General features: G+C 74.8%; 16 protein-coding genes. 15 read left to right on the top strand and 1 reads right to left on the bottom strand.

What is annotated here, in order from left to right; translation table 11 throughout:
* Positions 1-637 precede the first annotated feature (637 nt).
* From OG702_RS08115 to OG702_RS08075, 9 genes are all read left to right on the top strand, one after another.
* Positions 638-1687: an AfsR/SARP family transcriptional regulator gene (locus tag OG702_RS08115; RefSeq protein ID WP_442814338.1), complete on the top strand. Its 1050-nt coding sequence runs from the start codon at positions 638-640 to the stop codon at positions 1685-1687.
* 5 nt (positions 1688-1692) lie between these two features.
* Entirely contained in the window at positions 1693-4140 is a 2448-nt protein-coding gene (locus OG702_RS08110; RefSeq protein WP_327293129.1) for a TOMM precursor leader peptide-binding protein, read from the top strand.
* A complete protein-coding gene (locus tag OG702_RS08105; protein WP_442814336.1) occupies positions 4137-6104 on the top strand; it encodes a TOMM precursor leader peptide-binding protein in 1968 nt (655 codons plus the stop codon). The genes OG702_RS08110 and OG702_RS08105 overlap by 4 nt, the downstream gene beginning before the upstream one ends.
* Before the next feature lie 105 nt (positions 6105-6209).
* Positions 6210-7796, top strand: a complete 1587-nt coding sequence (locus OG702_RS08100; RefSeq protein ID WP_327288181.1) for a nitroreductase family protein — start codon at positions 6210-6212, stop codon at positions 7794-7796.
* Positions 7797-7864: 68 nt separating this feature from the next.
* Entirely contained in the window at positions 7865-10642 is a 2778-nt protein-coding gene (locus OG702_RS08095; protein ID WP_327288180.1) for a lantibiotic dehydratase, read from the top strand.
* Complete coding sequence (locus tag OG702_RS08090) at positions 10639-11748, top strand: lantibiotic dehydratase C-terminal domain-containing protein (RefSeq protein WP_327288179.1); 1110 nt, start codon at positions 10639-10641, stop codon at positions 11746-11748. The genes OG702_RS08095 and OG702_RS08090 overlap by 4 nt, the downstream gene beginning before the upstream one ends.
* 1352 nt (positions 11749-13100) lie before the next feature.
* Positions 13101-14072 carry an ABC transporter ATP-binding protein gene (locus OG702_RS08085; RefSeq protein ID WP_327293127.1) on the top strand — a complete coding sequence of 324 codons (972 nt, stop codon included), beginning with the start codon at positions 13101-13103 and terminating at the stop codon, positions 14070-14072.
* Complete coding sequence (locus OG702_RS08080) at positions 14069-14842, top strand: ABC transporter permease (RefSeq protein WP_327288178.1); 774 nt, start codon at positions 14069-14071, stop codon at positions 14840-14842. The genes OG702_RS08085 and OG702_RS08080 overlap by 4 nt, the downstream gene beginning before the upstream one ends.
* Positions 14839-16899: a TOMM precursor leader peptide-binding protein gene (locus OG702_RS08075; RefSeq protein WP_327288177.1), complete on the top strand. Its 2061-nt coding sequence runs from the start codon at positions 14839-14841 to the stop codon at positions 16897-16899. Before OG702_RS08080 ends, OG702_RS08075 begins: the two co-directional genes overlap by 4 nt.
* Before the next feature lie 92 nt (positions 16900-16991).
* On the opposite strand, the gene OG702_RS08070 is transcribed toward OG702_RS08075, so the two are convergent.
* Positions 16992-17177 (bottom strand): thiazolylpeptide-type bacteriocin, encoded by a 186-nt coding sequence (locus OG702_RS08070; RefSeq protein WP_327288176.1) that lies wholly within the window; start codon positions 17175-17177, stop codon positions 16992-16994.
* A gap of 128 nt (positions 17178-17305) precedes the next feature.
* Here OG702_RS08070 and OG702_RS08065 point away from each other — a divergent pair, with 128 nt between their 5' ends.
* From OG702_RS08065 to pucL, 6 genes are all read left to right on the top strand, one after another.
* Positions 17306-18628: an amidohydrolase gene (locus OG702_RS08065; RefSeq protein WP_327288175.1), complete on the top strand. Its 1323-nt coding sequence runs from the start codon at positions 17306-17308 to the stop codon at positions 18626-18628.
* A 74-nt stretch (positions 18629-18702) separates the two neighbouring features.
* Positions 18703-18954: a hypothetical protein gene (locus tag OG702_RS08060; RefSeq protein ID WP_327288174.1), complete on the top strand. Its 252-nt coding sequence runs from the start codon at positions 18703-18705 to the stop codon at positions 18952-18954.
* Positions 18951-19364, top strand: a complete 414-nt coding sequence (locus tag OG702_RS08055) for a helix-turn-helix domain-containing protein (protein ID WP_327288173.1) — start codon at positions 18951-18953, stop codon at positions 19362-19364. The genes OG702_RS08060 and OG702_RS08055 overlap by 4 nt, the downstream gene beginning before the upstream one ends.
* 82 nt (positions 19365-19446) lie before the next feature.
* Entirely contained in the window at positions 19447-19959 is a 513-nt protein-coding gene (gene uraD / locus OG702_RS08050) for a 2-oxo-4-hydroxy-4-carboxy-5-ureidoimidazoline decarboxylase (RefSeq protein ID WP_327288172.1), read from the top strand.
* A complete protein-coding gene (gene uraH / locus OG702_RS08045; protein ID WP_327288171.1) occupies positions 19956-20315 on the top strand; it encodes a hydroxyisourate hydrolase in 360 nt (119 codons plus the stop codon). Before uraD ends, uraH begins: the two co-directional genes overlap by 4 nt.
* Before the next feature lie 4 nt (positions 20316-20319).
* Positions 20320-21225: a factor-independent urate hydroxylase gene (pucL, locus tag OG702_RS08040; RefSeq protein ID WP_327288170.1), complete on the top strand. Its 906-nt coding sequence runs from the start codon at positions 20320-20322 to the stop codon at positions 21223-21225.
* The last annotated feature ends 13 nt before the right edge of the window (positions 21226-21238 follow it).

The following is a 21238-nucleotide window of genomic DNA, read 5'->3' as shown; positions in this document are numbered from 1 at the left end:
ACAGTCCGTCACCTGTGCCCGCCCGGTGGGGCGTTGGGCACGGGGGGCCGGCCGCGTGCCCCCGGACGGTCACGGTGCGACCCCGGAGCGGAACGCCGGTTCCGCCGCAGCTCAGCGGCGCGAGGTGCACGTCCCGGAATGATCACCCTCTATTTGCTGCCGATCGGCGCGCGGCCTAAAGCCGGGGCGTCGTGCGGATGGCTCGCGTAAAGCCGCCTGGTAATGGGTAGAGTTAACGACCCTTTACATTCCGGTAATTTCTGCGGGATATGTCCGATTGCTCGCATCCGTACCCGCATACACGGTCCGGTGTGTCCCGTTTGCGGGCGTGAATTCGGCTTTGCGGGCGTGCGTACGGTGCCCGCGCCATTGATTGCCGGGTGTCAGCCGGATTCCCTGGACAAGGTAAAGAGGCCTGCCGTACTGTCCTCGTTGACCGCAACCAGCCAGACCGACTGGGATTTCAGCCGGTGACCCGCGCACTCCTGCGGGACGGCGGCAGCGGCCGACACGGGGCTACGGGGATGGTGGGTTGGTGGTGTTGTCCAACGCGCTCGAAAACAGTTCAGGATTATCATCGGGAAATTCGGGACCGTCGTCGGGTGCGGCGGACCACACGCGCTTCACCGTACTCGGAATGCTGGCGGTCACTGACGGCACGGAATCGGTCGTGCTTCAGCCCTCGCGACCTGCGGCGTTGCTCGCGGCATTGCTGCTGAATGCCAACTCGGTCGTTTCCGTGGATTTCCTGCAGCGTGTCATCTGGGGTGAGGAAACCCCCGCTCAGGGCAAGTCCGCGCTGCACAGCTGTGTTCTGCGGCTGCGCCGGCTGTTCGGCAAGTACGGCATCGCGGGCAATATGATCGAGGCGGTGCCGGGCGGATACCGGCTGACCGCGGACGCCGCCACCCTCGACCTGGTCCGCTTCCGCGAACTGCTCGGCGCGGCCTACGCCGTCGGGGATCCCGAGGCCGAACTGCGGCTGCTGCGCGAGGCGCTCGCCCTGTGGCAGCCGCCACTGCTGGTCAACGTGCCCTCCGACCTGCTGCACCGCGACGAGTTGCCGAAGCTCCACGAGGAATGGCTGCGCGCCATCGAGCGGGTCTTCGATCTCGAACTGGAGTGCGGCAGGCACCGCGAGGCGCTGGCCGACATCTGGTCCACCGCGCGTGCCTATCCACTGCACGAGCGCTTCACCGAGCAGTTGATGGAAGCGCTGGACCGGGCCGGCCGCCGGGCCGAGGCACTGGCCGAATACCGGCGGCTGAAGTCGTACCTCGCCCAGGCGCTCGGTGTCGACCCCGGTTCGGCCCTGCAACGGCTGGAACTCGCCATCCTGCGCGGCGAGTCGCCCAGCGGCCGGCAGGCCGGGCTGCCGCGCGGGCAGTCACCGCCGCCCCGCACGCCGCCCGTCCCCGGCGCCGACCCCGTCCCGGGCGAACCCGTGGACGGCGGTCGCGTCCTGGACAGCCTGGTCGGCGCGGGCCTGCTGGAGGAGGGGCCGCGCGGGCTGTACCGCGTGCACGAACTGCTGCGGGTGTTCACCCGCGCAGCGGCGGCCCGCGGCGACGGCGCCCCGCCACCGCCCGGCATCTCCCCGCCCGCGTCCGCGCCGGCCCGTTCCGGACACCCCCGCACAGAACCGCAGCGGCCCGGCGCCGCAGGACTGCATCCCACGGAGGCGTGACTGACATGGTGTCCAGCTACGACGAACTCGCCGACACCCGGCCGCGGATCCGCCGGGACGTGCTCTACACCCAGACGCCCACCGGCGTGCACTTCCACAACGCGCGCGGCGGATTCAGCGTCGTGATGCCTTCCGCCTACCGCTTCGCGACGCTCATGGTCCCGCACCTGACCGGTGACCACACCGTGGCCGCCCTCTGCCAGGGGCTCGGGGACAAGCAGCGCGAGATGGTGGTCCGGCTGGTCGGCACGCTCTACGCGCGTGGCTTCGCCCGGGACGCCGTCCCCGCGGAGGACGGCGCCGAGCCGCTCGACCCCGCCGTCGCCGAGCGTTTCGCCGCGCAGGTCGACTACATCGACCACTACACCGACGGCTCCGTCGCCCGCTTCCTGCGCTTCCGGCGCACCCGGGTCGCCGTCGTCGGCGACGACGCGGTCGCCCGCTGGGCGGCGCTGAGCCTGATACGCAACGGGTGCGCCGCCGTCGCGGTACCGCACTCCATCGACCGCCCGGGCAACGCCTTCGCCGAGGTCACCGCCGAGGCGGCGGGGCTGCGGGACGCCGGCTGCGCCACCGAGGTCGCGGTGCTTGACGCCACGGCGGGCGACGACCCGGCCGCGTACGGCTGGGACGACCTCGACGGCTACGACATGGTCCTGGTCACCGGGACGGACGCGCCCCGGCGGCTCGCCGCGCTGCTCGACGCCGGCATACCGGCCGGCCGGTTGCTGCTGCCGGCCTGGCCCTTCGGCGACTCGGTGGTGATCGGCCCGCTCATGTCCCGTGGCGCCGCCGGCTGTTGGACCTGCGCGGCGCTGCGGCTGGGGACCAACGGCGAGCCGGGCGCCGCCGCGGACCTGTGGAGCGCGACGGCCCCCGGCGGCCCGCGCGAGCCGGCCGGCCCCGCGGTCGGCGGCCCGCTGGCGGCGATGATCGGCAACCTCCTCGGCTACGAGGTCTTCCGCCGCACGACCGGCGTGCTGCCCGCGGAGACCGAGAACCAGCTGATCGTCCAGCACACCGACTCCCTGGACACCACGGCCGAGCCCCTGCTGCCGCACCCGCGCTGCCCGCACTGCGCCACGGCGTCCGAGCCGGTGGACGAGCCCGTCCTGCTGGCCGACCTGGCGCAGGAGGAACGGCCAGGCACGGCGGCGGCGACCACGGATACGCCTGCGGGCGCTGTGCGTGCGGACGGCGCGGCACCCGGCAGCGGGCCGGTCGTGGACGGGACCGCGGACGGGACCGCGGACGGCACCGCGGAAGCGGCCGCACCGGCGACGGAGGCGCCCGCGACGGGTGGCGCGGTCTCGCCGCTCGGCGGGCCGGTCGCGGACGGGGCCGCGGAGGAGGACGCCGCGCAGGCCGCACTCGGGGAGATCTCCGGGCGGGCGGTGCTGGTGCAGTCGCGGACCGGGGTCTTCACCGCCTACGCCGACGAGGACTGGGCGCAGACGCCGTTGAAGGTCAGCACGGTGGTGCTCGGCACCGGGCACCGCGGACGCCGCGAGATCACCGCCTTCGACGTGCACCATGTCGCCGGGGCGCGGCTGCGGGCACTGCACCGTGCCGCCGAGGTCTATGCCGAGCGGGTGGTGCCGGTCCAGCAGGTCCTGGCCGGGGCGGAGTTGGAAGCCGCGCGCGGCAAGTGGCGGGCGCTGGACCCGGCGCGGCTGAGCGTCGCGTCCGGGCTCGGCACACCGGCGGAGCTGATCGCGCGCTGGTGCCCGGCGACCTCGCTGCTCAGCGGCGAGACGCTGCTGGTGCCCGCGGCGGCGCTGCGGCCGTTCGGGCCCGACAACCAGGCGCGCGTCGTCGAGCCGACCTCCGCGGGCACCGGCGCGGGTGCGACCCCGGCCGCCGCGGTGGCCCGCGGCCTGCGGACCGCGCTGGCCCACGACGCGCTGCGTTCCGCGCTCCGCGGCACCTTCGCCGTGGACCGCCTCGACCCGGCCGCGCCGGACAGCGACGACGCCGAGATCACCTTCCTGCTCCGCTCCGCCGCGGGCCTCGGCGCCGAGCTGGAGATCCTCGCCTTGGGCGGCGGGCCGGGGGAGTGCGCCCTTCCGGTGGTGCTGGCCAGGGCGGCCGACCCGGCAACGGGCCTGCCGCGCTGGGCGGTCGCCGCGGCTCCGCGCCGCCGCGACGCCGTGCTCACCGCGGTGCGCGACCTGCTCGGCGCCGTACAGACCGGCGGCACGCCCGACCTCGGCGACCCGCTGCTCGCCGATCTCGACCCGGCCGCCCTCGTGCCGACCGACCTCGACCCGGCCGCCCTCGTCCCGACCGGCGAGTCCGCCGGCGCGCACGCCACCGGCTGGGCCGCGGTCGCCGCCGCCTTGCGCGCCGCCGGCCGCGACGTGCTGACCGCCCCGATCCATGCCCCCGACCTGGCGGCGGGGCGCCTGCACACCACCCGCGTCCTGCTCACCACCCCCGGGGCCCGCCCGTGAGCCCGGCCCCGCCACCCGCCGCCACCGCCCTCGCGGCGGCCCCCAGGGCCGGTCACGCCGGACCGCTGGACGAGTCCTGCGCGCGGCTGGCCGGGCGGCTCGCCGCCGGCCTCGCCCGGCACGCGGGAGGGGACGCGGACGTCGTCGTCGGGGCGCTCGGGGTGCGGGACGAACTGGCCGTGGGCGACGGCGAGGACGGGCCGCCGGGCGCGGTCGGGGTGTACCGCTACGGGCACCTGGTCCTCGTCGGCCCGTTCGCGCCGGACGGCACCGCGGGCTGCCCGCGCTGCCTGGCCCGCCGCTGGCAGGGGGTGCGGTCCCGGGCGCTGCGCGAGGCGCTGGAGACCGGTGCAGGAACGCGGGCCGCAGGAACGGGCGCCGGTGACCCGGCCTTCGGGGTGGACGCCGTCGCCGCGCTGATCGCGGCGCACCGGGAGCGGCCGGGCGGCGCCGGACAACTGCCGTACGCCTTCCTGGTGGACGCCGAGACGCTGCGGGTGACCCGCTTCGCCTTCGTACCGGACGCCGAGTGCCCGCGCTGCGGCGAACGGGCCGCCGACACCGCTGAGGGCGCGCGGATCAGCTTCGCCCCGGCGCCGAAACCGGCCCCCGACGTCTTCCGCGCCCGGCCCGCCGACGACTACGACGTGCCCTTCGAGGCGTTCGTGAACCCGGCCGCGGGCATGCTCGGCCCCTCGGTGGTGCCCGATCTGATCTCGGCGTCCACCTCCTCGACCGTGGGCTCGTTCCTGCTGCGCTCCGGCGACTACCTGCGGGAGTGCTTCTGGGGGGGCCACACCCCGCGCTACCGCTCCAGCGAGCGCGTCGGCCTGCTTGAAGGGCTGGAGCGCTTCGCCGGGATGCGCCCGCGCGGCAAGCGCACCACGGTGGTGGCCGCCTACGACGAACTGGCGACCGTGGAGGCGGTGCTCGACCCGCGCGCCTGCGGGCTGTACTGCGACGACTTCCACCGGTCCGAGCCCGGCGTGCGGCCCTTCGACCCGGCCCGGCCGATCCCCTGGGTGTGGGGCTGGTCGCTGCGCGACCAACGGCCGCTGCTCGTACCGGAGATCCTTGCCTACTACCACGCACCCGGCGGCCTGGAGCACCGGTTCGTGCAGGAGAGTTCCAACGGCTGCGCGTCCGGCGGGAGTCTGGCCGAGGCCGTCTACCACGGCCTGATGGAGGTCGTCGAGCGCGACGCGTTCCTGCTGGCCTGGTACGGACGGGCGCCGCTGCCGGAGATCGACGTTGCCGGCAGCCGCAGCGCGCACACCCATGCGATGATCGACCGGCTCGCGATGTACGGCTACCGGGCCCGCTTCTTCGACACCCGGATCAGCTTCCCGATCCCGGTGGTCACCGCGGTGGCCGAGCGGATCGACGGCGGTCTCGGCCGGTTGTGCTTCGGGGCGGGCGCCGGACTCGACCCGGAGGCGGCGCTGGCGGCCGGGCTGTGCGAGATCGCCACCGACGCGGTCAACCTGCGCCGCAGGACCGCCCGCGACCAGGCCCGACTGCGGTCCCTGGCCGCCGACTTCGACCGGGTGCTGGTGCTGCACGACCACCCGCTGCTCTACGGCCTGCCCGAAATGGCCGTCCACGCCGACTTCCTGCTGCGCGGCGACCGCCCGCGCGTCGCGCCGGCCGACCTCGGCGCGAGCGGACCCGGCGTCCTGCCGCCCGGCGACGACCTCGGCGACGACGTGGCCGCCTGCGTCGAGGCGGTCGCGAAGGCCGGCTTCGACGTGGTCGTGGTCGACCAGACCATGCCCGAGCAGCGCGAACTCGGCTTCCACACCGCCGGGGTGATCGTGCCGGGCCTGCTGCCCATCGACTTCGGCTGGCGACGGCAGCGCGCCCGCCACCTGCCCAGGACGCGCACCGCACTGCGTGCGGCGGGCCTGCACACCCGCGACCTGACCGCCGCCGACCTCAACCAGGCCCCGCACCCGTTCCCTTGAGGCCCGCAACGGCCCCGCACCGCCCGCAGCGGCCCCGCACGGCCCGCCCGGCTCCGCACCCCTACCGACCCCGCAGACGGACACCCGCACAGAGAGGAAACACCCGTGGGATTCGCCCATGAGTACGCGACCGCCATCGTCCGGCGGGGCAGGTATCCCATGGAGCCGGCCGACTTCGTCCCCGACTGGGCCGACCGGCCGCGCAAGGGCAAGCACTTTCCCGGCGCCGAGGCCTTCCCGCTGCCGCAGGCCGCCGACCTGCCGCCCACCGGCGAGGCGACCGTGCAGCGTGGGCTGTTCGGGCCGCGCGGCACCGGGGCCTTCACACTGCCGCTGCTCGCCGGGATGCTCCAGGAGTCCTACGGCCTGGTCGGCCGCCGGCTCGCCGTGCAGGCCAACTCCGACCTCGGCACCCTGCCGATGTACACCCAGGCCAACTGGTCGCGCGGCACCGCCTCCGGCGGCGGCCTCTACCCGGTCGGCGTGCACTGGGTGGCAGGCCCCTCGGGCCCGCTGACCCCCGGCGTCTACTACTACTCCACCCCGCACCACGACCTGCGGCGGCTGCTGGCGGGCGACGTGACGGCCGAAGTGCGCGCGGCGGGCGGCGCGGACCTGGCGGCGTACGACCAGTTCCTGGTCCTCGGCGTGCGGTTCTGGCAGAACGCCTTCAAGTACAACAGCTTCAGCTACCACGTCGTGACGATGGACACCGGCGCCCTGCTGCAGACCTGGCGGATCTGGGCCAGGGCGCGCGGGCTGCACATCGGGCCCGCCCTGTGGTTCGACGAGGCCAGGCTCGGCCGGCTGCTGGGACTCGCACCGGACGAGGAGGGCGTCTTCGCGGTGGTCCCGCTCGCCTGGGAGCGGCCCGCCGTGACCTCGGCTCCCGCGCTCGCAGCCCCCCGCGTGCGATACGCCGACCAGGAGCGGTCCCGGACGACCATGACCTTCGAGATCGTACGCCGCATGCACGAAGCGACGCTCGACGGCGACGCCGACCGGCCCGCCGCAGGAGCGCTGGACGGCGCGCTGGCGCTGCCGGTGCCCCCCGGCGGCGAGCGGACCGCGCTGCCCGCACCGAAGGCGCTGGACACCCCGGTCGGCACCGCGCTGCGTGACCGGCGCAGCAGCTTCGGCCGCTTCCAGGCGACGACGCCGCTGCCGGCCGAAGCGCTCGCCACCGTGCTGGCCGCCGTCGACGCCGCCGGCACCCTGGACAGCGACGCGGAGACCCCGGGCGCCGGCCCGCTGACCCGGGCGTACGTCTTCGTCAACCACGTGGCGGGCGTCGAGCCCGGCAGCTATCTGCACGACCGCGCCGACGGCTCACTGCGGCTGGTCGCGGCGGGCGCGCCGGGCGAGTTCCTGCAGCGGAACTACTTCCTGGCCAACTACAACCTGGAGCAGGCGGCCGCCGTCATCGTGCCCGTCGCCCGCACCACCGCCGTGCTCGACGCGGTCGGCGACCGGGGATACCGCCTGGTCAACGCCGTGATCGGCGGGATCTCCCAGGCCGTCTACACCGCGTCGGCCGCGGCGGGCCTGTCCTGCGGGGTGGCGCTGGGCTTCGACGCGATCTCCTTCACCGAGGAGCTGGCGCTCGACACGACCGGCGAGGTGCCGCTGCTGATCATGATGATCGGCCACGAACGCCCCCGGCCCGCCGACTTCCGCTACGACCTCGCCTGAACGCCGCGGCCGCACGCGGCCCACTCCCACCCGATGCCAGGACGGACCGAAGGACAGGAAGGAGCGGCATGAGCGTCGACGCCGTCGCGCAGGACACGGGGGACAGCTCGCGGAGCTGGCTGCTGCACCGCCGCTTCATGCTGCGGGTGGCGGGTCTGCCGGTGGAGGCCGTGCACCGCCTGCGCAGCCCCGACGCCCGGCGCTGGGCCGCGGAGGTCCTGGCCGCCGAGCAGAAAGTGGCCTCGCTCGGGCAGGAGCTGAACGACCCGCTGACGGTCCTGGTCAAGGCCACCGAGGACGACGCGGACCGCCGGGCGGTGCTCGCGCTGCGCCGCCAGGTCTTCAACGACCGGCTGCCCGGCGACCCCGACGCCGTGCGCCGGCTGGCTGCCGGAGTCGGCGGCGGCACCGGCGACCTGCTCACCTGCTGGCTCGACGCCCGGCTGCGGCTGGCCGAACTGCACACCGCGGGCGGCCCGTTGCTCGACCGCGAACTGGCCGCCGCCAGAACGGCACTGCGCACCCTCGCCGGTGCGGACCGGCTGCGGCTCGCCCTCGCGCTCGCCTCGCCGACCCTCGACGGGCAGCTCGACGCCTTCATCGCCGACCGTGCGCCCGTACCGGACAAGCGGACCAGGAAGAAGGAGCGCTCCCTGCTGGCGTATCTCTACCGGACCGCCTGCAAGACCAGCCCGTTCAGCACCTTCACCGCCGTCGCCGAGGGCACCTTCGGCGACGCGGCACCCGAGGTGCGCACCGGCGAGCGCTGGACCAGCCATCCGCGGCTCAACGTCGTGGTCCTGGCCAGGCTCGCCGAACTGATCGCCGCCGACAGCGCCCGCCGCGACGACCTGCCGGTCACCCTGTCGGCCGGCTGGGAGCTCGACGAGGACCGCATCCGCTACGTCCGCCGCTCGGTCACCGCGGGCGACGACAGCGCCGCCGTCAGCTTCGACGCGGCCCACGACCGGTTGTTCTTCCTGCGCAACAGCGGCACGTTGGAGCGGCTGACCGCCCTCTTCCGCGAGCAACCGCACCTCAGCTACGCCGAGTTGACCGGTTGGCTGACCGCCGAGACCGGCGCGACCGGCGACCAGGCCGACCGCTACGCCGCGACACTGCTCGACCTGGGCATCCTGCAGATGACCGGCCTGGCGACCGACGTGCACACCGCGGACCCGCTGCGGTCCTTCCGCGCCGCCCTGCGCGACCTGGGCCGCGACTGGGCCGACGACATCGCCGACCGCCTGGAGGGCCCCGCTGCCCGCGTGGACCGCTACCGGCACGCCGACGTCCCCGCCCGCCGCGCGCTGCTGGCCGGACTGCGCCACGACCTCGCCGCGTTGCAGGCCGACCTGGGCGCGGCCACGCCGTCGCTGCCGCAGACGCTGCTCTACGAGGACGTGCGCGAGCAGCCGGTCGCGGCCGACCTGGCCGAGTGGACCGAGCTGGCCGCCGCCCCGCTGCACGCCCTCACCGGGATGATGCCCGCCTTCGACGTGGCACTGCCCCAACGGCTCACCCTCAAGGGCTTCTTCGTGGCCCGCCACGGGCGCGGCGGGCGGTGCGAGGACCTGCTGCGGCTCGTGCACGACTTCCACGAGGACATCTTCACGCAGTATCTGCAGTTCACCTCGCTCAAGTCGCCGTGGGCGGCGGACGGTGCCCACGCCCCCGAGGAGAACTGGCTCGGCATGCCGGAGGTCGCCGCCCTGGACAGCGCCCGCGCCGCCTTCACCGGGCGGATGCGCGAGCTGTGGGCCGCGCACCCCGAGGGCGGCGCGGAACTGCGGCTCGGCGAAGACCTGGTGGCCGCCGTCACCGGCGAACTGGCGCCGCTCGGGACGGCGTTCGCCCCGCACAGCCACTTCCTGCAGCTCGCCCGCCGCCCCGGCGACCCGCTGGTGGTGCTCAACAACTCCTACGGCGGCCTGTCCTTCCCCTTCACCCGCTTCACCCACTGCTTCGACGACGACGATGCCCGGGGCGACGGCGGCCTGAGCGGGCGGCTGCGCGAGACGCTGCGGGACTGGCAGCCGCCCGGCGCGGTCTTCGCCGAGATCACCGCGGGCTCCGCGACCACCAACCTCAACCTGCACGGCCGGCTCACCGACTACGAGATCGTCTGCCCCGGCGAGAGCAGCACTGCCCCCGCCGAGGCCAGGATCGACCTGGACGACCTCTACGCCGAGCACGACGAGCAGGCCGACCGGCTGGTGCTGCGCTCCCGGCGGCTCGACCGCGAGGTCGTCCCCCTCTACCTGGGCTACCTGGTGCCGATGGTGCTGCCCGAGGTGCCGCGCACGCTGCTGCTGCTGTCGCCGACCTCCCGCGCCTCCTTCGACGTCTGGCGCGGGGTGCCAGAGGCCGCCGTGCGGGACGGGGTCACCAGCAGGCCGCGGGTCCGCTACCGCAGCGTGGTGCTGCACCGCAGGTCGTGGACGGCCGCGCCGGGCGCCCTGCCGGTACGCGAACCGGGCACGGACGAGGCCGGCTTCTTCCTGCGCTGGCAGCGCTGGCGGCGCGACCACGGCCTGCCGGAGAGGGTGTTCGCCACCCTGCACGAGCAACGTGACGGCGACACGGGCGGGTTCGGCGCTGCCTTCGGCGGCTCCAAGCCGCAGTACGTCGACTTCGACAGCCCCCTGTCGCTGATCGCCCTCGACGCGCTGACCGGCGGCGGCCGGACCAGGACGGTCTTCGAGGAGATGCTGCCGGGCGAGGAGGAGCTGCATGTGCGCTCCCCGGGCGGCCACCACGTCGCGGAACTCGCCGTCGAGATCGTCCCCCGCCCGGCGGCGCCCGCCGCCGCGCCCCGGCCAGGAAGGCAGGACAGCGCCGTATGACCACCCCAGAGGCGGCCACCGCCCCGACCCCGGCGCACCCCCCCGCGCCGGCCGTCCCGCCCGTGCCCCCGGGCCCGGAGACCCGCGGCGACTGGCTGGCCTTCCACGTCTTCTACGCCGCCAGCCCCCGCCCCTTCCTGCTGCGCTGCGTCCGCCCGCTCGTCGCCGAGCTGACCGGCGAGGGCCTGCTGAGCGGCTGGTTCTTCATCAACTACTGGCTGGAGGGCCCGCACATCAGACTGCGGCTGCGCCCGGCCGCACCGGCCGCGGGCCCCGAGGTCGCCGCCCGCGCGAGCCGCGCCATCGAGGCCTTCCTGGCCGAGCGCCCCGCGCTCTACGAGGTCAAGGGCGGTTTCCTCGCGGACCTCTACAACACCCTCTTCGAGTTGGAGTTCCCCGGCGGCGAGCGCAACGGCCTGGTCGACGCGGACGGCCGGATGAGGCTGCGGCCCAACAACACCTTCAGCCCCGAACCTTACGAGCCGGAGTACGGCAAATACGGCGGTCAGGCCGGGATCGAGCTGGCCGAGTGGCACTTCCAGCGCTCCAGCGAGCTGGTCTCCGGCGCGCTCGGCACGATGAACCTGCACCTGCGGACCGTACTGCTGGGCGTGGCCGCGCAGTTGATGATGACCATGTCGGGCTGCCTGCTGCGCGAGGAGACGGCGCTGCTGGAATTCCTCGACCGCTACCACCAGTTCTGGAACTCGGCCTTCTCCACCACCAACTACACCGCCCAGGACGGCTACGACCGGGCCTACGGCACCATGGAGTCACTGCCCGCCCGCTTCCAGCACATCCGTGCCGCCGTCGCCGAGTCGGCCCCGGAACGGCTGCCGAGCTTCCTCGCCGGCTGGGCGGAGCACTGCCTCTCGCTGCGCGACAAGGTGGTGGCGCTGGCCCGCGGCGGCGACCTGGTCTTCCGGTCCTGGGACGGCACGCGCGACCTGCCGGTCACCGACCCCGGACAGGCGCTGCCGATGCTGCTCTCGCCATACATGCACATGACCAACAACCGGCTCTCTGTGACCGTCCGCGACGAGGCCTTCCTGTCGTACGTGCTGGCCCGCGCGCTGCGCGAGCCCCGGCCCACGGCGGCGCCGTGACCACCGGCGGCCTGCTCGACCTGCGGCCCGCGCTGCGGCCCGGCATCCTCGTCGGCCCCGCGCTGACCCGCGGACCGGCCGTCGTCCACCTGCTCAAGGACCCGGCCACCGGGGTGCGGATGGAGGTCGGCGCCAGGGAGCACTTCATCATCGCACGGCTGGACGGCAGCCGCTCGCTCGCCGAGATCGGCACCGAATACGCCGCCCGCTTCGGCGCCCGGCTGGGCGACGCGCAGTGGCAGCAGATGCTGCGGCTGCTCTCCACCCGCCAACTGCTCGACGCCGGGTGCCCGCCCGCCGCTCCGGCCCCCGCCGCACCGACCGCCGCGGACCAACCGCGGCCGCAGTCCCGCCTGTTGAGCGGCACCACCCGGATGGTCGCCGACGCGCCCGCGCTGATGGACCGGCTGCACGACGCCACCGCTGCCGCCCGCCGGCCGGCCGTCGTGGTCCCGCTGCTGGTGCTGGCCGCCGCGGTGCCGGTCGCCGTCGCCGTCAGGCTGGGCGAACTCGCCGACCAGACCGGGCGGTTGTACCACCAGCCGGTCACCCTGGCCGCCGTCGGCTGCGTGCTGTGGGTCAGCCTCGGCCTGCACGAGCTGGCGCACGGCCTGGTCGCCCGGGCGTACGGCCTGCGGGTCGGCGAGATCGGCCTGCGCCGGGTGTGGGGCGTGCTGACGTATCTCTACTGCGAGGTGGAGGACGTGCAGTTCCTCGACCGGCGCGGCAGGCAGGTGGCCGTCGCCGTCGCCGGCGCGGTGACGAACCTGCTGTTCCTGCTGCCGTTCTGGCCGGTGTGGGCGCTTCTGCCGGACTCCGCCCAGGCGCTCCCCGCGCTCGGCGGCCTGCTGCTGCTCGGCACCGCGATGGCGCTGCTCAACCTGGTGCCGCTGCCGCCGCTCGACGGCTACAAGATCCTCGGCTACGCGCTGGGCACCCTGCGGCTGGCCACCGAGAGCCGCACCTTCCTGGTGGTCGCGGCCGGCTCCGTCCGCCGCGGCGGCGAGGCCCGGGTGCGGCTGCGCCGCTACCCCGCCCAGCTCCGCCTGGTGTACGCCGGATTCGCCGCCTGCTGCGCCCTGTCGGCGGCGGCGGTACCGGCCGCCGCCGGTCTGGGGTGCCGGGCCGTCCTCCCGGGCCGCTACGGCTCCTGGACCCTCTACCTCCCCCTTGCCCTGCTCGCGGCGGCCCTGCTGCTGCGGCTGCTCGGCCTGCGCGCCGCAGCCGTGCGGGCACGGGCCGCCGCCCGCAAGGCGCCGCCGCGTACCCCTGCGGCCGATCGGCACCCTCCGCGCACCACCCCGCCCGCACCGCGGCCGGGCACCTCACCACAGCAGCGGGAGAAAGGCGACATGAAACCACAGCCCCGTCCGGCGGGGACCGCCATCGTCCTCGACGGCGTCAGCAAGCGCTACGGCGAGGTGCACGCGCTCGACAACGTCTCGCTGACCGTGGGGCAGGGCGAGTTCTTCGGCGTACTCGGCCCCAACGGGGCGGGGAAGACCACCCTGGTGGAGATCGTCGAGGGCATGCGCAAGGCGGACTCAGGCACCGTCCGGGTATTCGGCCGCAGCCCATGGCCGCGCGACACCGCGCTGCTGCGCAGGATCGGCGTGCAGACCCAGACGTCGGCCTTCTTCACCCGGCTCACAGCGTGGGAGCACCTGGAGACCGTCGCCGCGCTCCAGGGCGCCGACCGCGCCGCCGCACGCCACGCGCTGGACCTGGTCGGCCTGGCCGGCAAGGAGCGCAGCCGGGTGGACGACCTGTCGGGCGGCCAGCGGCAGCGGCTGGCGCTGGCCACCGCGCTGGTGCACCAGCCGGACCTGATCTTCCTGGATGAGCCGACCGCCGCGCTGGACCCGCAGGCCCGCAGGTCGCTGTGGTCGGTGCTGCGGGAGCTGCGCGGCGAGGGCCGCACCATCGTCTACACCACCCACTACCTGGACGAGGCCGAGGCGCTGTGCGACCGGGTCGCCATCGTCGCGGGCGGCCGGGTGGTGGCGCTGGACAGCCCCGGCGCGCTGATCAGGTCGATGGCCGCGCCCGCCAGGCTGCTGGTGCCCGCCGACCGCATCACCGTCGAGCAGGCCCGCGCCGTCCAGGGCGCGGAACGGGTGCTGGTCGAGGGCGGCGAGGTCGTCATCGAGACGCGGCACGCCAACAAGGTGCTGATCGAACTGGGCGCGCTGGTCGACATGGACGCGATCCAGACCAGGACGGCGACGCTGGAGGACGCCTACCTCCGGCTCACCGCCGCGCCACCTCCGCCCCCCGCGGACCGGGCCGGCGCCCCGGCGGTCGGATCGGAGCGCGGCCGATGACCACGACGACCACCGTCCCCGGCGCCTACGCCACCCTCACCAGGGCCACCTTCCTGGCCTCGGTACGCGACCGCACCACCGTCTTCTTCACCTTCGCCTTCCCGCTGGTCTTCCTCGTGGTCTTCGGGCTGCTCTTCCGCGGCCAGTCCGTGGACGGCGGCCTGCCGTACATCAACTACGTGGCGCCCGGCGTGCTGTCGTGGGGCGTCGGCAACGCGGCGCTGTTCGGTCCGGCCTTCGCGCTGATGCACTGGCGGCGCGACGACATCCTGCGGCTCATCTGGCGGACCCCGACTCCGCTGCCCACGGTGCTCGGTTCGCGGTTCGTCGTCGCCGTCGTGGTGGGCCTGTCGCAGGCGGTGCTCTTCACTGCGGTCGCGCTGCTGCCCTTCTTCGGCCTGCACCTGGACGGCAGTTGGCCGCTGGCGCTGCCGCTGCTGGTCTTCGGGGTGGCGGCCTTCCTGGCGATGGGCCTGGTCGTCGGCAGCCTCGCCGACACCCCCGAGGCGGTCGCGGCGATCGCCAACTGCGTGATGGTGCCGATGGCGTTCCTGTCCGGCTCCTTCTACCCGGCCGACCTGCTGCCCGGCTGGATACGGACCGCCTCGTGGGTGCTGCCGCTGCGCTACCTCGACGACGGGCTGACCGATGTGCTGGCCGGGCGCGCCTCCTTCGGGTCGCTGGCCCTCGACTGCGGCGGCCTGGCCGCCTTCACCGTCGTCTTCGGGCTGATCGCCGCCCGCATCTTCCGCTGGAGCAACCGCACATGACGACCGACACCGCCGTACGCCCGGCGCCGGGCCCCGCGGCCGCGCCGGAGCCGCCGCCGCTGGAGTCCGCCGGGCGGGACCTCGAACGACGGCTCGCCGCGCGGGCCGCCGCCGAGGGCGCGCCCGCGCCGCTGGTCGCCGTTATCGGCAGCGCCGACGTGCTGGGCGGGGAGCGCCCCGAGGCCGCCGGCCGGCGGGCCGCAGCAGGCGTCCACCTCACCGCGGACGCCGTGCTGATCGGCCCGTGGGGCGGCCCGGCCGCTACGGCCGCCTGCGGCTGCTGCCTGGCCATCCGCTGGCAGCGCCTGCGTACCCGTACCGAACGCGACGCCCTGGAGACCGGCCTCGCCCGCTCCGCCGCGGGCCGCTGGCCGGTGCTCCCGGACTACACCGCGGACGCGGTGTGGGCCCTGTGCCGCCTGACGGCGGGCGGCACGGGCCGGGCGCCGATCGGGGGCGGCCGACTCGCGCAGGCCCCGACCACTGGCGGCCGACTCCCGCAGGCCACCGGTACGGGCCCGGCCCGGGACGAGGCCTCCGACGCGCGCCCGGACCCGACTACCGGCGTACGGCTCGCGCAGGTCACCCGGCTCGACCTGGAGACCGGCCTGGTCACCACGGTGCCGCTGCTGGCCGACCCGCTCTGCCCGCACGCCCCGCACGGGCGGGCGGCGGAGCCCGAGGCCTTCCCGCTGCCCCGGCGGAAGGCCGCCGCCGACCGCTACCGGCTGCGCCCGCCCGGCGGATACGACCTGCCGGCCGCGGCGCTGGCGAACCCGGTGTGCGGCGTGCTCGGCGCAGGCACCTGGAGCGACGTCACCTCGCCGACCACCGCGCCGGTCGCGGGCAGCGTCTTCATGCGCGGCTACGCGGGCCTGACCGACGTCACCTGGAGCGGCCAGTCCCACTCCTTCGCCGCCAGCCGCGACCTGGCCTTCCTCGAAGGCCTGGAGCGCTACGCGGGCACCCACCGCAGGCAGGCCGGCGGCCTCGTCACCGACTCCTACGACAACCTCGGCGCCGCCGCCCTCGACCCGCGCGACTGCGGGCTCTACGCACCCGAGACCTACCGCGACGACCCGATGATCGCGCCCTTCGACCCGTCCCGGCCCATCCCCTGGGTCCGCGGCTGGTCGCTGCGCGACGACCGGCCGGTGCTGGTGCCCGCCCGGCTGGTCTACTACAGCGCGGGCACCGCCGCCGACCACTTCGTCTTCGAGTGCTCCAACGGCTGCGCCACCGGGAGTTGCCTGGAGGAGGCGGTGCTCTTCGGGCTGCTCGAACTCGTCGAGCGGGACGCCTTCCTGCTGGCCTGGTACGGCGACGCCCGGCTCACCGAGATCGACCTGGCCGCCTGCCGCAGCCCGGTGCTGCGCGCGATGACCGACAGGGCCGCGCTCTGCGGCTACGACGTGCACGCCTTCGACAACCGCATCGACCTGGCCGTACCCGTCGTCACCGGCCTGGCCGTACGCAAGGACGGCGGCCCCGGCACGCTCGCCTTCGCCGCGGGTGCCGCCTTCGACCCGGAGACGGCGGTGGAGGCCGCGGTCTCGGAGATCCTCACCTATCTGCCGCACCTGCCGCGGCAGGTGACCGAGCGGCCCGCAGAACTGGCCGCGATGGCCGAGGACTTCGGCCTGGTGCGCCGGCTGCCCGACCACGCGGCGCTGTTCGGGCTGCCCCGGATGGCCCAGCACGTCGGCAGCTATCTGGAGCCGGCCGCCGTAAGGCCGCCGGCCGAGGTCTACGCCGAGTGGGAGCAGCGCCGTCCGCGCGGCCTCGACCTGCGCGACGACATCCGGTGGCTGACCGGGGAACTGGCCGCGGCGGGCTGCGATGTGATCGTGGTCGACCAGACCGCGCCCGAGCAGCGCGCGATGGGGCTGCGTACGGTGTGCACGATCGCGCCCGGGCTGCTGCCCATCGACTTCGGGTGGGCCCGGCAGCGGGCGCTGACCATGCCGCGGCTGCGCACCGCGCAGCGGCGGGCCGGGCTGCGCCCCGACGACCTGCGCGAGTCCGAGGTGCGCCGGGTGCCGCACCCCTTCCCGTGACGGCCCTGCCGCCGCCCGCGGCCGGGCCGCGACGCGAACGCTCCACGGCCCGCTGTGCGCGGGCCGCGGAGCGGCGGACTGCGGTCGGGGCGTCAGGCGGTGCAGCTGGTGGTGCTGGTCGTGCTGGAGCAGGTGCTGGTGCTGGAGCAGCTGGTCGAGGAACCGAGCATGACCTCGCTGGCGTCGGAGTAGTCGGTGATCTCGAAGGTCTCGGACTCGAGCTCCAGGATCTCCTGGGCCAGCGACACGAGCGGCGTGTCCTGCTTGGTGTTCGCCATGGTGACTCCCTCTTCTCGGCAGGGGACGCGGCCCTGAGCGGACCGGCCGACCCTTTTCTACGCGCGTCCACTGACCGATCGCCCTTCTCCCCGCTGTCACTCCGCTGGCACGCGCACAGGAGCCGCCGATGACCCCGCACGCCCTGCCCGCGGCCCCACCCGTCACGTCCGACGTCCTCGCGCGGGCCGCCGAGCTCTACGTCGCCTTGCACCGTGACCCCGAGCTGTCCGGCGCCGAGGAGCGCACCGCGGCCCGTTTCGCCGCCGCCCTCGGCGCTGCCGGGCTCGACGTCGAGAGCGGCGTCGGCGGCCACGGGGTGGTCGGCGTGCTGCGCAACGGCGCGGGCCCCGTGGTGATGATCCGGGCCGAACTCGACGCGCTCCCGGTCCGCGAGGACACCGGCCTGCCCTACGCCAGCGCCGTCACCGCGCCCGGCCCCGACGGTGCGCCCGTCCCGGTGATGCACGCCTGCGGCCATGACGCGCACCTGGCCGCGCTGGCCGGCGCCGCCGCCGTGCTCGCCGGGTCCGCTGACGGCTGGCGCGGCACCCTGCTGGCCGTCGGGCAGCCCGCGGAGGAGACGCTGAGCGGGGCCGCCGCGATGCTCGCCGACGGCCTCTACACCCGCTTCCCCGTCCCGGCGCACGTGCTGGCCCAGCATGTGGTGCCGCTGCCCGCCGGCATGGTCGCGCACGCCGAGGGGCCGCTGCTCGCGGGGAGCGCGACCCTCGAAGTGGTGCTCCACGGCCGCGGCGGCCACGCGGCGGCCCCGCAGTTGGCGGCCGACCCCGTGATCACCGCCGCCGCCGTCGTGATGCGCTTGCAGACCGTGGTCTCCCGCGAGACCGGCCCCGGCGAGCCGCTGGTGGTCACCGTCGGCTCGGTCAGGGCGGGCACCCCCGGCGGCGGCAACGTCATCGCCGACCGGGCCACGCTCGAAGTGACGGTACGGTCCTTCACCGACGCGGGCCTGGAGCGGGCGGTCGCGGCCGTGCGCCGTATCGTGCGCGCCGAGGCGGCGGCCGCCCCAGAACCCGCGCCGCCGGAGCCCACCGTGCGGGTGCTGTCCCGCTCCCGGCCCACCGTGCCGGACCCCGCGCTGACCGCGGCCGTGCGCCGCGCCCACGAGGCCGCCTTCGGGCGGCACCGGGTTGCCCGCTGGCAGCCGTCGATGGCCACCGAGGACTTCGCGCTGTACGGCGACGCCGGCTTGCACCTGCACGGCGTGCCCGGCATCCGTACCGGCTACTGGATGCTCGGCGGCACCGGCCCCCGGCAGTGGGCCGCCGCCGGCGGCCCGGACGCGGACGCCGCGGGACGGCTGGCGGCGCTGCCCGCGAACCACTCGCCGCACTTCGCCCCGCACCCCCGGCTGACCCTGGAGACCGGCATCGCGGCGATGGCGGCCGCGGTGCGGGCCACCCTGACGACGCCCTCGGAGGTCGCATAGGGTCGGCGAGGACGCCGCCGTCCGGACGGCGGGGCGCAGGCCGGGCAGGGACCGCGGCCGCGAAGGGTGACCTGGTGAGACTGAGGCTGGAATTCACGACCGAGCCGTTCGACCTGGACGTGCCGCCCCGCCACGCGGTGGTGGCCAGGGAGGTCGTGGAGGGCGGCACGCTGGAGGCGGTCGACGTCGGGCCGTTCGGCAACACGGCCGAGGGCGCGGCCGACGACGTCGTGGCCGCCGTCGCCGAACTGCTGCGGCGGACCCTGGCGGCCGGTGCCACCCGGGTCTCGCTCCAGGTCAGCGCGCTGGGGGAGGCCGGCGAATGACCGCGGACGGGGCGCCGCTGACCGCGGACGGGGCGCCGCACGGGGTGTCGCACCCCTTCGCCGACGCCGTCAGGCCGCTGGTGGACGCGCTGGGCGGGGAGATGGTCGCGCCCGGGCAGGCCCGCGGCGACGACGTCGTGCTCAGCTGGGAGGGCGAGCCGGTCGTCGCGGTGCGGCTGCCGCACCTGGCGGACTCGCTCGACCATCTGCTGGCCGACCTGCGACGCAGGCACGGGCCGCTGCCGGCGCTCGGCCGCAAGGAGAAGCAGCAGGTGGTGCGGATCCTGGAGGAGCGCGGCGCCTTCTCGCTGCGGCACGGCGTGGAGACCGTCGCGTCGGCGCTCGGCGTCAGCCGCTTCACCGTGTACAACTACCTGAACAGGGAGAACGCCGCCCGCGAGGGCCGGTGACGGCCCGGCAGGCCCGTCGGCGTAACCAGAAGTTTTCAACAATCTGTTGACGTCCGTTGGTGGCGGCTCCTAGCGTGCGAGGGTGACTTCCAGCGCAACGCCGGGGTTGTCCCGGCTCAACGCGGCCGCCGCCGGCGCCGCCGCCGCCCTGCTGCACGAGGTGTGCGCCAGCGCGGCATGGGGTGCGGCAGTGGCCGCGCGGCGGCCGTACGAACGGCTGGACGACCTGCTCGCGGCGAGCGACACCGCCATGGCCGCACTGACCGCCGCCGACCTGCGCGAGGCGATGGCCGGACACCCGCCGATCGGTCGCCCCACCCCAGGCGACCCGGCCTCGGCCCGCGAGCAGAGCGGCGTCCTGGACGCCGAGCGCGCGGAACTGCTCGCCCTCAACCTCGCCTACCAGGACGCGCACGGCCACGTCTTCCTGATCTGCGCCACCGGCGCCACCGGCGCGCAGATCAAGGCGGCCCTCCAGGCGCGGCTCGGCAACGACGAGGACACCGAACGCGAGATCGTCCGCACCGAACTGGGAAAGATCAACCGGATCAGGCTCAGCAGGCTCGCGGCGACCGCGCAGGAGGACCCGCCATGACATCCGTGTCCACCCACATCCTGGACACCAGCGCCGGCCGCCCCGCCCCCGGAGTGGCCGTCACGCTGGAGGTCCGCACCGGCGCGGAGGGCCCGTGGACCCCGCACGGCGGCTCCGCGACCGACCAGGACGGCCGCTGCAAGGACCTGCCCGCGCTGCCGGACCCCACCACCCACGCACGGCTGCACTTCGACGTGGCGCCCTACCTCGCACGTCACGCCCGGCCGGCCGAGCGCGGTCCACGGGATGCCTTCTTCCCCGAGGTCGCGGTGGTCTTCACGGTCACCCCGGGCGAGCATTTCCACGTACCGCTGCTGCTGAACCCGTTCGGCTACTCCGTATACCGAGGGAGCTAGCGAGATGCCCACACTGCTCGGCCAGAACCAGTACGGCAAGGCGGAGAACCGCGTCGTCCGCATCACCCGCGACGGCGGCACCCACCACATCAAGGACCTGAACGTCTCCGTCGCGCTGTCCGGCGACATGCACGACGTGCACCTGTCCGGGTCGAACGCCAACGTGCTGCCCACCGACACGACCAAGAACACCGTCTTCGCCTTCGCCAAGGAGCACGGCATCGACTCCGCCGAGGCCTTCGGTATCCGGCTGGCCCGGCATTTCGTCACCAGCCAGCAGCCGATCCACCGCGCCCGGATACGGATCGAGGAGCACGCCTGGGAGCGCATCCCGGCCGCCGGCCTGGACCGCGGCGAGCACTCCTTCGTCCGCAAGGGCCAGGAGACCCGCACCACCGAGGTCGCCTACGACGGCGAGCAGTGGCAGGTGATCTCCGGACTGACCGGCCTGGTGGTGCTCAACTCCACCGACTCGGAGTTCTGGGGCTTCGTCAAGGACGGCTACACCACCCTCCAGGAGACCCGCGACCGGATCCTGGCCACCGAGGTCAACGCCCGGTGGCGGTTCGGCTGGACCGGCGCCGCCGGGCAGGACGTACCACCGTGGGAGGAGTCGTACGCGGCGGTGCGCGGCGATCTGCTGGGCGCTTTCGCCGAGACGTACTCGCTCTCGCTCCAGCAGAGCCTGTTCGCGATGGGCTCCCGGGTCATCGACAACAGTGCCGCGGTCGCCGCCGTCGACGAGGTGCGGCTGTCGCTGCCGAACAAGCACCACTTCCTCGCCGACCTGGCGCCCTTCGGCCTCACGAACGACAACGAGGTCTATCTGGCCGCCGACCGGCCCTACGGGCTCATCGAGGGCACGGTGCTGCGCGACGGCGCCGAGGCCCGCATCCCGGTGACGGACTGACAGGGGGACCGCC

The sequence above is a fragment of the Streptomyces sp. NBC_01198 genome (assembly GCF_036010485.1).
In the GTDB taxonomy this organism is placed as follows: Bacteria; Actinomycetota; Actinomycetes; order Streptomycetales; family Streptomycetaceae; genus Actinacidiphila.
Note: the sequence above shows the minus strand (reverse complement) of the source record. Positions and strands in the feature narration are given on the sequence as shown.